13 protein-coding genes are annotated in these 14,039 nt (G+C 73.4%); 2 read left to right on the forward strand and 11 right to left on the reverse strand.

Annotated features, from left to right (window positions below):
• Nucleotides 1–73 precede the first annotated feature (73 nt).
• The 8 genes from nudC to G567_RS0113420 form a co-directional block, all read right to left on the reverse strand.
• Complete coding sequence (gene nudC / locus G567_RS0113385; protein ID WP_028930395.1) at nucleotides 74–1,081, reverse strand: NAD(+) diphosphatase; 1,008 nt, start codon at nucleotides 1,079–1,081, stop codon at nucleotides 74–76.
• Nucleotides 1,078–2,457 carry a M16 family metallopeptidase gene (locus G567_RS35500; RefSeq protein WP_028930396.1) on the reverse strand — a complete coding sequence of 460 codons (1,380 nt, stop codon included), beginning with the start codon at nucleotides 2,455–2,457 and terminating at the stop codon, nucleotides 1,078–1,080. The genes nudC and G567_RS35500 overlap by 4 nt, the downstream gene beginning before the upstream one ends.
• Nucleotides 2,454–3,743 (reverse strand): M16 family metallopeptidase, encoded by a 1,290-nt coding sequence (locus tag G567_RS0113395; protein WP_028930397.1) that lies wholly within the window; start codon nucleotides 3,741–3,743, stop codon nucleotides 2,454–2,456. Before G567_RS0113395 ends, G567_RS35500 begins: the two co-directional genes overlap by 4 nt.
• Before the next feature lie 68 nt (nucleotides 3,744–3,811).
• A complete protein-coding gene (locus G567_RS0113400; RefSeq protein ID WP_051232983.1) occupies nucleotides 3,812–5,086 on the reverse strand; it encodes an aldehyde dehydrogenase family protein in 1,275 nt (424 codons plus the stop codon).
• A gap of 130 nt (nucleotides 5,087–5,216) precedes the next feature.
• Nucleotides 5,217–5,873, reverse strand: coding sequence for a class F sortase (locus G567_RS28660; RefSeq protein WP_161631703.1), 657 nt, complete (start codon nucleotides 5,871–5,873; stop codon nucleotides 5,217–5,219).
• The gene (locus G567_RS32085; protein WP_051232949.1) at nucleotides 5,855–6,595 is read right to left on the reverse strand and encodes a DUF4142 domain-containing protein; all 741 of its coding nucleotides are present in this window, start codon (nucleotides 6,593–6,595) and stop codon (nucleotides 5,855–5,857) included. Before G567_RS32085 ends, G567_RS28660 begins: the two co-directional genes overlap by 19 nt.
• A gap of 103 nt (nucleotides 6,596–6,698) precedes the next feature.
• Nucleotides 6,699–7,559: an exodeoxyribonuclease III gene (locus G567_RS0113415; protein ID WP_028930399.1), complete on the reverse strand. Its 861-nt coding sequence runs from the start codon at nucleotides 7,557–7,559 to the stop codon at nucleotides 6,699–6,701.
• Nucleotides 7,560–7,626: 67 nt separating this feature from the next.
• Nucleotides 7,627–8,613: a potassium channel family protein gene (locus tag G567_RS0113420; protein WP_084796126.1), complete on the reverse strand. Its 987-nt coding sequence runs from the start codon at nucleotides 8,611–8,613 to the stop codon at nucleotides 7,627–7,629.
• 179 nt (nucleotides 8,614–8,792) lie between these two features.
• Between G567_RS0113420 and ilvA the strand changes: the two genes are divergently transcribed.
• On the forward strand, nucleotides 8,793–10,028 hold the full coding sequence (gene ilvA, locus G567_RS0113425) for a threonine ammonia-lyase IlvA (RefSeq protein WP_028930401.1): 1,236 nt from the start codon (nucleotides 8,793–8,795) through the stop codon (nucleotides 10,026–10,028).
• Between the two features lie 63 nt (nucleotides 10,029–10,091).
• Here the strand turns inward: ilvA and G567_RS0113430 are convergent, their stop codons facing one another.
• On the reverse strand, nucleotides 10,092–11,246 hold the full coding sequence (locus G567_RS0113430) for an acyl-CoA dehydrogenase (RefSeq protein WP_028930402.1): 1,155 nt from the start codon (nucleotides 11,244–11,246) through the stop codon (nucleotides 10,092–10,094).
• Between the two features lie 93 nt (nucleotides 11,247–11,339).
• Between G567_RS0113430 and G567_RS28670 the strand changes: the two genes are divergently transcribed.
• On the forward strand, nucleotides 11,340–12,035 hold the full coding sequence (locus tag G567_RS28670) for a TetR family transcriptional regulator (RefSeq protein WP_037057109.1): 696 nt from the start codon (nucleotides 11,340–11,342) through the stop codon (nucleotides 12,033–12,035).
• Between the two features lie 280 nt (nucleotides 12,036–12,315).
• Here the strand turns inward: G567_RS28670 and purE are convergent, their stop codons facing one another.
• Both purE and G567_RS0113445 read right to left on the reverse strand, forming a co-directional pair.
• Nucleotides 12,316–12,819, reverse strand: a complete 504-nt coding sequence (purE, locus tag G567_RS0113440; RefSeq protein ID WP_028930403.1) for a 5-(carboxyamino)imidazole ribonucleotide mutase — start codon at nucleotides 12,817–12,819, stop codon at nucleotides 12,316–12,318.
• Nucleotides 12,812–14,023, reverse strand: coding sequence for a 5-(carboxyamino)imidazole ribonucleotide synthase (locus G567_RS0113445; protein ID WP_028930404.1), 1,212 nt, complete (start codon nucleotides 14,021–14,023; stop codon nucleotides 12,812–12,814). Before G567_RS0113445 ends, purE begins: the two co-directional genes overlap by 8 nt.
• Nucleotides 14,024–14,039 lie beyond the last annotated feature (16 nt).

The following is a 14,039-nucleotide window of genomic DNA, read 5'->3' on the forward strand; positions in this document are numbered from 1 at the left end:
CCCGATGGACAACCCCGGTAGATGTTCTCGACGGGGGTGGCCGGGGTGACGGGGGCGGCGGGGAGGTAGGGGTTCACCCCGACGCGGCCCACGACTCCAGCATCGAGCGGGCGATCGAGACCCGGCCGGGCAGCAGCACGACCCGCTGCCCGGGCTCCGGGCGCTGGTCCCAGTCCCCCCGCGCCAGCGCCGCGCGCACCTCGTCGCGGGTGATCCAGAACGCCTCGGCGATCTCGCCGTCGTCCGGGTGCAGCGGCTCGTCGGGGTCGGCCAGCGCGTGAAAGCCGACCATCAGCGAGCGCGGAAACGGCCAGGCCTGGCTGCCGAGGTAACGGACGTCGCGGACCTCCAACCCCACCTCCTCGCGGATCTCCCGCTCCACACACGCCTCCAGGGACTCCCCGGCCTCGACGAAGCCGGCCAGCACCGAGTACCGGCCCGGCGGCCAGACGGGCTGGCGGGCGAGCAGCATCCGGTCGGCGCCGTCGTGGACCAGGCAGATGACGGCGGGATCGGTGCGCGGATACTCCTCGTGACCCTCCGCGCAGCGACGCACCCAGCCGGCGTTGTACGGCTCGGTCGGCGAGCCGTCCCGAGCGCAGAACCGCGCGGCATCGTGCCAGTTCAGCACCGAGACGGCCGTGGTCAGCAGGCCCGCCCCGAGCGCGTCGAGGGCGGCGCCGACCGCACGCAGGTCGGCCCACGCCGTCGGATCCTCCCCGGCAAGCAGATCCGGCCTGCCCCGCATCGCCCAGTAGGCGACGCCCTCGTACTCGCCGAGCAGAACCGCCTCCCCAGGGGGCGCGTCGGCCACCTCGGTCGCGGCCCTGGTCCGCAGCCGCCCACCCGAGCCGGCCGCGGCGTCCCAGCCCGCGGCGTCGCCGTCGCGGAAGGTGGCCCCGGGCGGGGTGTCCCAGGTGACCGGGGTGCGCCCCCGCTCGTCGACGAGGACGACGCGGGCCGCGGCCCACCCGGCGCGCTGGTACTCGACGTCGGTGCGCAGCGGTTCGTCACGCAGCAGGACCGAACGCGACAGCACCGGCGCGACGACAAGGTCGAAGTCCCCCGCCGTGCGGGTCACCCGATCCCTCCCAGCGCCCGCAACCCGGCGCCGACGACCTCCGCGTCCCCGACCACCACACCGGTGAACCGGCTGGGCGCGAAGAACTCCAGCGCCACCTCGGCCACCTGCTCGGTGGTCACCGCCTGCAGCCGCTGCGGCCGGTCGCGCAGCCAGTCGATGTCCAGCCCGTCGGCGTCCAACGAGGACAGCGTCGAGGCCAGACCGCCCTGGCTGTCGAGCGAGATCAGCAGCGAGCCGATGGCATAGCGGCGCGCGGCCTCGACCTCCTCGGCCGTCGGCGGAACCATGGAGAGCCTGCCCAGCTCGTAACGGCACTCCAGCAGTGCGGGCGCGGTGACGCCGGTGGCCGTGTCGGTCTCGACGCCGAGCACCGCACCGCCCGGAACGAACTCGACCCCCGAACTCGCGTGATAGGTGTAGCCCTTGTCCTCGCGCAGGTTCTCCACCAGCCGGGACGAGAAGTAGCCGCCGAACACCAGGTTGGCCAGCTGCAGCGCGGCGTAGCGTTCGTCGGCGCGCGGCAGGGCAGGCGCGGACAGCCGCAACTGCGACTGCACGGCGCCGGCACGATGCACCAGCTCCAGGTCACCCGGGACGAGCGCGGGCGGCAGCGCGAGCTCGCGGGCGGGGTGGTCGGCGGTCCAGCCGCCCAGGGCCTGTTCGACCTGGGCGATCGCGGCCTGCGGGTCGATATCCCCGACGAGCACCAGCGTCGAGCCGCCCGGAACCAGCGCCGCGGCGTGCAGCGCGCGCACCTGCTCCGCCTCGACGGCGGCGACGTCGGGCCCGGCCGGCATCTCACGCACGATCGGATGGTCGCCGAACCGCTTGCGCTGCAACGCTTCCCGCGCGATCGTCCGCGGCTGTGCGCGGGCCACGATGATTCGCTCGACGAGTCGGTCGCGCTCGCGCGCGAGCTCGGCGTCGGGGTAGGCGGCGCCGGTGAGGACGTCGGCGAGCACCCCGAGCACCGCCGGCAGCCCGGCGGCAAGCCCGGAGCCCACGATCTGCAGTCGCTCCGGGTCGACGCCGACGTCCAGGTCGGCGCCGACGGCGGCCAGCTCGTCGTCGATGGTGACCCGGTCGCGGGCGGCGGTGCCGGTGAACAGGGTCGAGGACAGCAGCTCCGCCCGTGCGGGGTGCTCGCGCTCGTCACCAGCGAAGGGCACCCGCAGCCGGACCTCGACCATCGGCACCCCGGGCCGGTGCGCGGCCAGCACCCGCAACCCCGAGCGCAGAGTCTGGGTCGCCACGGCGGGCAGCGGCACCGACCGGGTCTCGCCGAGGGGCGGCAGCGGGCGCGGCCCCCGGGCGGTCCGGCCGATCTCCTCGGCCGTGCGGTGCGCGCGGGTCGAATCGGTCACCCTGGTCACTCGGTCTCCCCCTTGCTCGCCGGTTCCACCAGCAGCACCGCACGACCCGCCGAGCGCAGCGCGCCGGCGGCGGCCTGCACCCGCTGCGGGGTCACCGCGGCGAGCCGCTCGGGCAGCTCGAAGGTGAGCTCCGCCCGTCCGAACAACAGTTCGCGGGCGCCGAGGCCGAGCATCCGGTACATCACCCGGTCGTCCTCGTGGTGCAATGCCGCCGCCCAGCGGGCCGACTGCCGGGCCAGTTCCTCGGCGGCCGGGCCGTGGGAGGCCAGGCGATCGAGCTCCTCGTCGACGGCGACGAGGACCTTGTCCGGATCGACGTTCGCCGGGTGCACGGCGGTGATCGTGAACGTGTCGGGGTCGCGGGCGTCGAGGGCGCCCATCAGCCCGTTGCTCGCCGACACATCGGTGACCAGCCCGTCGGCGTGCACCAACCGGCGCTGCAGCCGGGCGGCCTCGCCATCGCCGAGGACCGAGGCGAGCAGGGCGTGGCCCAGGTAGTCGTCCAGCTCTGTCGACGGGTCCGGGATCCGGTAGCCGAGGGCCAGCGCGGGCAGCGGGGCGTGGACGTCGGGCACCGACTGACGCCGCTCGGCGCCAGGCAGCGGCTCGCCGAACGACGGCCGCGGCGGCGTCGGACGGGCCGGGATGTCCCCGAAATGTCTCTCGACCAGCGCCAGCGTCTCGTCGACCTCGATCGGTCCGACCACCGTGAGCAGCGCGTTGCCCGGCGCGTAGTAGGTGTCGAAGAAGGCGGCGGCGTCGTCGAGGCTCGCCTGCTCCAGCTCGGAGAAGTCGCCGTAGCCGTTGTGCGCGTTGGGAAAGGTGTCGTAGAGGACCGGCGGAAGCAGGATCCAGGGGAACCCGCCGTAGGGCCGGTTCAGCACGTTGAGCCGGATCTCCTCCTTGACGACGTCGATCTGGTTGCGCAGGTTCTCCTCGGTCAGCCGGGGGGCGCGCAACCGGTCGGCCTCGAGGAACAGCGCGCGCTCCAGCGCCGCGGCGGGCAGCACCTCGAAGTAGTCGGTGTAGTCCTGGTGGGTGGAGCCGTTGAACACCCCACCCGAGGACTGGACGTGCCGGAAATGGGCCAGCTTCTCGAGACTCTCGCTGCCCTGGAACATCAGGTGCTCGAACAGGTGGGCGAACCCGGTTCGACCCTCCGGTTCGGAACGGAAACCGACATCCACGTGCACCGCGACGCCGACGACGGGGGTGGTGGGGTCCGGCGCGAGCAGCACGCGCAGTCCGTTGGGCAACGTCACCCGATGCAGTTCGAAGGCTGGCACGCCCCGACCCTAGCCCGGCGGCGCCACTCGTCCAGCCATCGTGTTCGGCGGCGGCGCCTCTCGGGGTGCTATGAGGCGGGCGGGAGCACGACGAACTGGCGCAACGCCAGATCGACGTAGGTCACCGGGCCGCGCGGGCCGGGCGTGCGGTCGACGTTGATGCCGGTTTCGGGCAGGCCGAGCAGCTTGTAGCCGTCCAGCAGCCGGGTGGTCGTGTTCCAGAACACGCCGGTACCGGTGTAGGCGTCGACGAACGCGGTGGCCGCGGCCTCGTCGGTGGCGCAGACCGTGGCGGCGAGGCCGCTGGTCTCGCGGGCGGCCGTCGCGGCGGCCTCGGCCGGGCCGTCGACTGTGGCGACGGTCACATGAGCCTCGGAGCCGGAGTCGAGCGCCCACTCGTGGCCGAGCCGATGTCCGTGCGGCGGCAGGCTCGGGGTGATGCCGCGCTCGACCAGCGCCCGCTCGGCGATGGGCCAGAGCCGCTCGTAGCCGGGGCGGTCGATCAGCAGCAGGTTGAGCCGGTTGCAGACGCCGAGCCGGTCGGTGCCTTCGACGATCAGGCGCGCGGCGAGGTCGGGGTCGGCGCTGGCGTCGAGGTAGAGCACGCCGCCGCCGTCGGCGTGGGCCAGCACGCGGGTGCCGGCGGTCGCCCCGAGCGCGGACAGCTTGCGGGTGACCTCGCCGCTGCCGCGTACCACCACGAGCGGAACCAGATCGGGCAGCGCGACGAGCGCCTCGGCCCCGGCGTGCCCGGGGGTCGGGACGAGCGCGACGGCGGCGGCGGGGATCCCGTGCCCGCGCAGCGCCGGGGCGATGACCTGCTCGACCAGCGCCTGCGCCGAACCCAGCGCCGCCGAGCCGGTCCGCAGCACCGCGGCGCTGCGGGCCTTGAGGACCTGCGACGCGACGTCGACAGTGACGTTCGGGCGGGCCTCGAACACCGCGCCGATCACCCCGACGGGAATGCGCCGCTCGAACACCCGCTCCCCCGACGGCAGCGTCCGGACCTCGCGCTGCACCGGCGGCTCCGGGGTGGCGGCGAGCACCTCGAGCTGGGTGGCCATATCGGTGAGCCTCTCCGGGGTGAGCCGCAACCGGTCGAGCAGACCCGGAGCCATTCCACCGGCCTCGGCGGCCGCCACGTCGTCCGCGTTGGCCGCCAGCAACCGGGGCGCGCGGTCGCGAAGCAGCCCGGCCGCCGTCCGTAGCGCGGCGTCGATCGCCGCTCCGCCCGCCGCCCGGACTCCCGGGGCAGCCGCGGCCGCGCGCTCGGCGGCGGCGCGGACGGCGTCGAACTCGGGGCTGTGGGGCCGCTCGGCGGACGCTGTGGTGCTGGTGCTCACGGCGTTCACGGTACCGACGCCGGATCCGGGCCCGGGCGGCTCCCGCCGGAACCGGGCTCCGCCACCCGCATGATCACCGTTTGGGAGGGGACGACCGCGACCGGCGCGGCTCAGGGCGCCGAAACGCCGATCACCGGTGGGCGGGGGTTGGAGCCGGGGCGGGGACGGCGTAAACCACCACGTTGTCGGCGTAGCTGCGGGTCGAGCGGTCGAACCGGCCACCGCAGGTGATCAGGACCAGCCGCGGGGCGCCGTCACGGGCGAAGAGCTCGGCCGGCAACTGGGCCTTGGCGAACTGCCTGCGCGCGACGACCTCGTACTCGATCACCCGCCCGTCGCGTCCGCGCACCCACACCGGTTCCCCGGCCGCGAGCTCGGGGAGCACGGCGAACACTCCGAGGCCCTCGACCCGGGAGTCGACGTGCCCGGCGAGAACGACGGTCCCGCTGCCGGAGCCGGCCAGCGCACCCGGGGCCCACCACCCGACGGTCGAGGGCGGGTCGGGCACCACGAGACCGCCGTCCGGATCGGTCCCGACCGCGACGATCGGCGCGCCGATCCCTCGCGCCGGGAGCGCCAGCGCGACCGGGACCGTTCCCGGCGCCGCGGGCAGGGACTCGGGCGCGGCGGGCGCCGTGCCGCCGGTGCCCAGCGCGCCACCCGCCTCGGCGGCGGGACGGACGGCGACCAGCACGACGCCGATGAGCACGCAGAGCACACCGCAGCAGGCGATGAGGACCGCGGGCCACCGGCGCCTGCGAGACACCGTCAGGCGCGGCGGCGACACCACCACCAGCCGACCCCCCCGAGCAGCACCGCGCCAAGGCCGATCAGGCCGATGGCGCCGATCGGTGCGGTCTGCGTCGCCGCCTGGCCGCCGGTGCCGGCGTTCACCGAACCCGGGGTCGCCGAGCCGGCCTCGCCGGCCGCCTGCCGCAGCTGCGCGAGCAACGCATCGAGCTGGGCGAGGGTGCGCTGTGCGGCCGCCTCGGCCTCCGGGGTGGCATTCGGATCGTTGAGCACCGCGTTCGCGGCGTCGCGAGCCTGCTGCTGCATATCGAGCGCGGCCCGCAGCCACGCCTGGTCGAACGGCTGGCCGGTGCGGGACTGCAGATCCGCCAGCATGCTCTGCTGCTGCGCACTGAGCTGGTCACCCAGCGCGACCCCCTGCGCGTTGGCGGCGCTGCGGATCTGCTGGTCGAGGCTCTGGCCCTGCTCCTGCAGCTGCGGGCCGAGCGTCCGGACCTGTTCGCTCGCGCCCTGCTGCGCGCCGAGACCACCCAGCGCGACGAGCGCGAGCGCGCCCTGGTGGGCCTGCCCGAGCGCGGCCCGCTGGGCGTCGGTGGCCTGACCGGCGCCGGGCGCGGCGGCCGGGTCGCTCGCCGGAGGCGGCGCTCCGGGGGCCGGCCCCGGTGCCGGCTGGTTGGGCGAGCTGCATGCCGCGGCGCCCGCCAGGGCGAGCGTGGCCAAGATCGTGCCGACCGCGAGGCGGCTTCGTCGAATGTTCATGAGATCCCCGACTTGGTGTTGTGCTGCACGTTCGCGGGACATCGTCCGTCCATGCCGGGAATAGCGCAGTACGGGATGAACCGGCCCGATCACGTCGCCGGGATCAGGACAGATGCGGCAGTTTCGCCGGGGTGGTCGGCGGCGGGACGACGGGTCCGATGTCCCCGTCTGGCGCCTCGTCGAGGTCGACGATCACGGGCGCGTGGTCGCTGGGCCCGGAGCCCTTGCGCGCGGCCCGGTCGACCCAGGCGGCCTGTACCCGGCCCGCGGCGTCCGCGCCGACGAGCACGAGGTCGATCCGCATGCCCTTGTCCTGGTGGAAGCGGCCGGCCCGGTAGTCCCAGTAGGAGAAGACCCGATGCCCGGGCCAGCGTTCGCGGACGACGTCGTGCAGGCCCAGCGCCATCAGCTCACCCAACGCGGCGCGTTCGGCCGGGGTGACATGGGTGGATCCGACGAACAGGTCCGGATCCCAGACATCGGCGTCGGTCGGGGCGATGTTCATGTCCCCGGCGACGACGGCGGAACCGGGCGTACCCGAGGCGAGCATCGCGCGCAGCGCGTCGAGCCAGCGCAGTTTGTAGCCGTAGTGCGGGTCGTCGGGGGTGCGGCCGTTGGGCACGTAGACCGAGGTGACCCGCAGCCCGCCGCAGGTGGCCGTGATCGCGCGGGCATCAGGAGAGGACCCGGGCTCCGGGAAGCACGGCTCGTCGGGCAGGCCCCGATCGACGTCGTCGAGGCCGACCCGCGACAGCAGGGCGACCCCGTTCCAACGGCCCTGCCCGAAGTGCGCGACCTGGTAGCCGCGCTCGGCGAGCGCGCTGTCGAAGGTCGTGGCGAAGGCCTGGTCGGAGAGCTTGGTCTCCTGTAGACAGACGACGTCGGGCGCCCGCTGGTCCAGCCAGGCCAGCAGCCGGGGCAGTCGCGACTTGGCGGAGTTCACGTTCCAGGTGGCTACGCGCACGCCGTGGGACCTTACGACCCGTGCCGACGGCCTCCCGTCCGCCACCGCCGGGACGGTACGCCGGATCTCAGTCGTCCTCGGGAAGGCTGGCCTTGCGCACATACAGCAGCCGGTCGCCCCGTTCCAGGGCATCGACCGCGGCGGCGTCGACGCGGTAGAGCTTGCTGTCGCGGACCACCCCGAGAACGATGTCGGGGAGATGCCGCGGCGAGCCGCCGACCTCCGCCTCCTCGACCGGGCGCTCGCTGATCGCGAACCCGGCCTCCGGGGTGAGCAGGTCCTCGATCACCTCGACGACATTGGGCGTCGTCGTGGCAACCCCGAGCAGCCGACCCGCCGTCTCCGCCGAGACGATCACCGAGCTCGCCCCCGACTGGCGCAGCAGATGCACGTTCTCCGACTCCCGCACCGCCACCACGATGTTGACCTTCGGGGCCAGCTCTCTGGCGGTCAGGGTGACCAGCACGGCGGTGTCGTCCCGGTTCGCCGCGACGACGAGCGCGGCCGCCCGCTGCACGCCGGCGATGCGCAGCACGCTCGACCGCGTCGCGTTCCCGGTGACCGTGACCAGCCCGAGCGCGGACGCGGCGTCGAGCTGGGCGCGGTCGACGTCGACGACGACGATCTCCGATGGTTCGGTGCCGTCGCCCAGCAACGCGTCCACCGCGGCGCGGCCCTTCGTGCCGTAGCCGACGACGATGGTGTGGTCGCGCACGCGTGACCTCCAACGTTGGGTTCGGAACGCCTGGCGGGAGCGCTCGGTGAGCAGTTCGACCGTCGTGCCGACCAGGACGATGAGGAACAGCAGCCGCAGCGGGGTGATCACCAGGCGGGTCGACTGGGTGGCCGGGGTGATGTCGCCGTAGCCGGTGGTGGACAGCGACACCGTGGCGTAGTAGAGCGCGTCGATGAACGTGAGCGGGCCGGGGTTGTTCGAGTCGACGTAGCCGTCCCGGCCGAGGTAGACGATCACGGCGCTGGCGAACAGCGCGCCGAGCGCGATGGCGATCCTGCGCAACAACGAGACGGCCGGCCCCACCGCGGGGTCGGGCATTCGCAGTACCCCGACCAGCGCCGGATCGGCGGGCCGGCGGCGCGGCCGATCGGTCACCCGGCGGAGCGTAACGCCCCGTGCTCCCGCCCCGCCGTCGTGGTCTCCCGGACCGCGGACCCGCCAATAACCCCTGTGCTGGGCACTGGGCCGTCCGTGGGACCGTGACGCACGTGAACACGGTGACCGCCCAGGACGTCGATGCCGCTGCCGAACGCCTGCGTCCCGTGATCGGGCCCAGCCCGTTGCAGCTGTCACCTCGTTTGTCCGAGGCCGTGGGCGGCGAGGTCTGGCTCAAGCGCGAGGACCTGCAGCCGGTGCGCTCGTACAAGATCCGCGGCGCCTACAACCTCATCGCGCAGCTCGACGAGGCGGCGTGCGAGCGGGGCGTGGTCTGCGCGAGCGCAGGCAACCACGCCCAGGGCGTCGCGTTCGCCGGCGCCCGGCTCGGCGTGACGGCGCGGGTGTATCTGCCCCGGACCACCCCCCGCCAGAAGCGGGAGCGGGTGGCGACGCTCGGCGGGAGGTTCGTCGACCTCGTGGTCGGCGGGAACACCTACGACGAGGCGGCCGCCGCAGCCATCGCGGATGCGAACGACACCGGCGCCACCCTCGTCCCGGCCTTCGACGATCCGCGCACCGTCGCGGGCCAGGGCACCGTCGCCCGGGAGATCATCTCGCAGCTGGGCCGCGCGCCCGATCTGGTCGTGGTTCCCGTCGGCGGCGGCGGCCTGCTGGCCGGAATGGCGACGTGGCTCGGCGACCGGAACCCGGACGTCCGGCTCGCTGGTGCCGAGCCGGCGGGGGCGGCCGGAATGGCGGCGGCGCTGGCCGCGGGCGCACCCGTCGTCCTCGAGGATCTCGACCCGTTCGTCGACGGTGCCGCCGTGCGCCGGGTCGGAGAGGTCACCTTCGCCATCGTCCGGGATGCCGGCGTGGCCCCGACCCTGGTGCCCGAGGGCCGGGTCTGCGTGGAGATGCTGGCCCTGTACCAGTCCGACGGGATCATCGCCGAGCCCGCCGGGGCACTCGCGCCGGCCGCGCTCGACGCGCTGGACATCGACCCGGGATCGACCGTCGTCTGTGTGCTCTCCGGCGGCAACAACGACGTCAGCCGGTACGCCGAGGTCATCGAGCGGGCCCTGGTGTACGAGGGCCGCAAGCACTACTTCCTCGTCGACTTCCCGCAGGAGCCGGGGGCGCTGCGCCGCTTCCTCGACGACATCCTCGGCCCGGACGACGACATCACGCTGTTCGAGTACGTCAAGCGGAGCAACCGGGAGACCGGGCCTGCGCTCGTCGGGATCGAGCTGGGCCGTCCCGAGGACCTCGATGCGCTGCTGAAGCGGATGGACGCCGCGCCACCGCGGATCGAACGGGTGCCGCCGGACAGCTCGCTCTTCCGGTACCTGCTCTAGTGCGGCTGCGCCGCCTGTGAGTGGCAGTGATCGCTAGAGCGATCACTGCCACTCACAGGTGCGTCAGCGCAGGAGGGCGCGGGCCATGACCACGCGCTGGATCTGGTTGGTGCCCTCGTAGATCTGGGTGATCTTGGCGTCGCGCATCATCCGCTCGACCGGGAAGTCCCTGGTGTAGCCCGCACCGCCGAGCAGCTGAACGGCGTCGGTGGTCACGGCCATCGCCACGTCGCTGGCCATGCACTTGGCGGCGCTGGAGATGAACCCGAGGTCCGGCTCGCCCCGCTCGGCGCGGGCCGCCGCGACGTAGACGAGCTGGCGCGCCGCCTCCAGCTTCATCGCCATGTCGGCGAGCATGAACTGCAGGCCCTGGAACTGGGCCAGATGCTTGCCGAACTGCTTGCGCTCCTTGACATAGCTGATCGCGATGTCCAACGCGCCCTGCGCGATACCCAGCGCCTGCGCGCCGATGGTCGGGCGGGTGTGGTCGAGCGTGGCGAGCGCGGTCTTGAACCCGGTGCCCTCGGCGCCGATGATCCGGTCGGCAGGGATCGTGCAGTTGGTGAAGTAGATCTCCCGGGTCGGCGAGCCGGTGATGCCCAGCTTGCGCTCCTTGGGGCCGACCTCGAAGCCAGGGTCGTCGCGGTGGACCACGAACGCGGAGATGCCGTTGGCCCGCTTCTCCGGGTCGGTCACCGCCATCACCGTGTACCAGGTCGACTCGCCGGCGTTGGTGATCCAGCACTTGGTGCCGTTGAGAACCCAGTTGTCGCCGTCGCGGTGGGCCCGGGTCTTCATCGAGGCGGCGTCGGAACCGGCCTCGCGCTCGGACAGCGCGTAGGAGATCATCGCCTCGCCCGCCGCGATGGACGGCAGGACCTGCTGCTTCAGCTCCTCCGATCCCGAGAGCAGGATCGGGATCGTACCCAGCCCGTTGACCGCGGGGATCAACGAGGAGGACGCACAGACTCGCGCCACCTCCTCGATGACGATGCAGCCGGCCAGCTCGTCGGCGCCCTGGCCACCGTAGGCCTCGGGAAGGTGCACGGCGTGGAAGCCCGCCTTGGTGAGGGCCTCGCACGCCTCGCGCGGGAACCGCCCCTGCTCGTCCACCTCGGCGGCATGAGGTGCGATCTCCTTCTCGGCGAGCGCGCGCACCGCGTCGCGCAACGCCTCATGCTCATCGCTGAGCCGGTAGATGTCGAAGTCAGGGTTCATATCCTCGTTCCTGTCCGCGAGTGGTCCGCTGCTCGGTTGCCAGACTAACGGCACTCCGTGCCATCATTCAACCGGAATGATACCCTGAGTGCCATGAATCGCCCGGACGCCAGCTCCCCCGCGCGCCGCGGCCGTTCCGCCGAGAGCCGCGCCGAGGTACGCCGCCACCTGGTCGACGCCGCGGTCACGCTGTTCACCGAACACGGCTACGACGAGACGACCGTCGACGACATCGCGGCCGCCGCCGGCGTCGGGCGCCGCACGTTCTTCCGTTACTTCCGGGGCAAGGAGGACGCGGTCTCACCAGACCACGAGGCGAGCCTCGCCCGGGTGGAGGCCGTGTTCACCGAGGCGCACCCGGACGAGCCGCTGCTGTCGGTGGTGTTGCGGGCCGGCGAGACCGTGTTCGACCTGTACTTCGACGACCCGGTCGTCGCCCACAAGCGCTTCGCGCTGACCCATCACGTTCCCGCGCTGCGGGACCGGGAGGCCGCGAGCGTCGACCGCTACCGACGGCTGTTCACCCGGCAGCTGCGGGCCCGGCTCGCCGAGGCGCCCGACGGGGAGCTGCGGGCCGCGGTCATCGCCGCGGCGGTCGTCGCCTCGCACAACCTCGCACTGCGGACCTGGCTGACCGAAGGGGCCACCGCCGCCGGAACCAGGACGTGCCGGGAGCAGTTCCGCCGGGTGGCCGGGCTGCTGCCGTTCGAGACCGGCGACGAGCTGAGCGACGTCGCGCGCCGCCTCGAGGATGCAGTGGAACGCCTGGAACGCACCGCGTCCGCCTGAGGAGAACGCGGGTGGGCATGCGTGATCCCCGGGCCGCGCCGCGGAGGGCGCGCACGCCGAGCTGGACGGGCTCGGGCCCGGGGATCACGGGCGACTGCCTGGAATTCGCCGGCACCACGTCCGGCTTCCACTGGCCGTCGGAGAACGAGTCCTGCGGTGCTAGCGGACAGCCACCTCACGAGTCCTGCAGCTAATCAACGCTGGACCACCTCCCTTCTCGTGTACGGCCACGGTACGGCCGCGCGGCGCAGATCGGCAATGCGGTTTCAAGGGGCCGGATTCAGCTGGTGCCCAGCGAGGCCCGCAACGTGGCGTCCTTGTCCAGGACGGTCCGCTCGAGGGCGGCCTGGAACCGCCGCATGCGCTCGCGCAGACCCGGGTCGGCGGCGGCCAGGATCCGGACCGCGAGCAGACCGGCGTTGCGCGCCCCGCCGACCGCCACGGTGGCGACCGGCACGCCCGCCGGCATCTGCACGATCGACAGCAGCGAGTCCAGCCCGTCGAGCTGGCGCAGCGGGACCGGGACCCCGATCACCGGCAGCGGGGTGGCCGCCGCGACCATCCCGGGCAGGTGGGCAGCCCCGCCGGCGCCCGCGATGATCACCCGCAGGCCGCGGTGCGACGCGGACGTCGCATAGTCGAGCATCCGCTGCGGGGTGCGGTGCGCGGAGTAGACGCCGACCTCATGCGGCACCTCGAACTCGGCGAGCGCCTCGGCCGCGGCTCCCATCACCGGCCAGTCCGAGTCGCTGCCCATGATCACGCCGACCTGCGGCTCAGCCACCGCGCACCCTCCGTTCCGCCGCGTAGCCGTGCGGCGACCAGCCGTCCGACCAGATCCCGGTGGCGAGCCACTCCGCGGCCAGCACGGCCCGCCTCCGCACGGCGGCGAGCTCGTCGCCGAGCACCGTCACGTGGCCGACCTTGCGCGCCGGCCGCTCCGCCTTGCCGTACAGATGCACCTTGACGTCCGGGAAGCGCCCGAACAGATGGTGCAGCCGCTCGTCGATACCCATGGACGGCGGCCGCGCCGCGCCCAGCACGTTGGCCATCACCACCGCGGGTGCCGTCGGTTCGGTCGACCCCAGCGGGTAGTCGAGCACCGCGCGCAGGTGCTGCTCGAACTGCGAGGTGCGGGCACCCTCGATCGTCCAGTGCCCGGAGTTGTGCGGGCGCATCGCGAGCTCGTTGACCAGCAGGCAGTCGTCGGTCTCGAACAGCTCGACCGCCAGCAGCCCGACGACGCCGAGCTCGTGGGCGATCCGCAACGCGAGCTGCTGCGCGCCGAGCGTCTGGCCCTCGTCCAGCCCCGGCGCCGGGGCGAGCACCTGCACGCACTGCCCGTCCGACTGGACGGTCTCCACCATCGGCCACGTCGCGGCCTGGCCGAACGGCGATCGGACCACCTGGACGGCGAGCTCCCGGCGCATCGCGACGGCGGGCTCGACCAGCAGCGGGGTCCCGGCGGCCAGCAGTTCCTCGACGGGGCCGGGATCGGGGCCGTCGAGCAGCCACACCCCGCGGCCGTCGTACCCGCCGCGCGCGGCCTTGAGCACCAGGGGCCACCCGTGGTCGGCGGCGAAGGCCTTGAGGTCGGCCAGGTCGGTCACCGGCGCGTAGGGCGGCACCGGGACGCCCAGCTCGGTGAGCCTGCGGCGCATGACGAGCTTGTCCTGGGCGTGCAGCAGGGCCTCGGGTCCCGGCCGCACCGTCACCCCCGCCTCGACGAGCGCGCGCAGATGCTCCTGCGGGACCTGCTCGTGGTCGAAGGTCACCACATGGCAGCCGCGGGCCAGTGCGCGCAGCGCGTCGAGGTCGTCGGCGGAGCCGAGAACCACCCGGGGCGCGACCTGCGCCGCAGGCTCGTCGGCCCGCACGGCCAGCACTCGCAGGGACTGGCCGAGGGCGATCGCGGCCTGATGGGTCATCCGGGCCAACTGGCCCGCCCCGACCATGCCGACAGCAGGCATGCCGCTCGATGTGCTCACGATGCGCAAAGCCTAC

Source organism: Pseudonocardia asaccharolytica DSM 44247 = NBRC 16224, assembly GCF_000423625.1.
Taxonomy (GTDB): domain Bacteria; phylum Actinomycetota; class Actinomycetes; order Mycobacteriales; family Pseudonocardiaceae; genus Pseudonocardia; species Pseudonocardia asaccharolytica.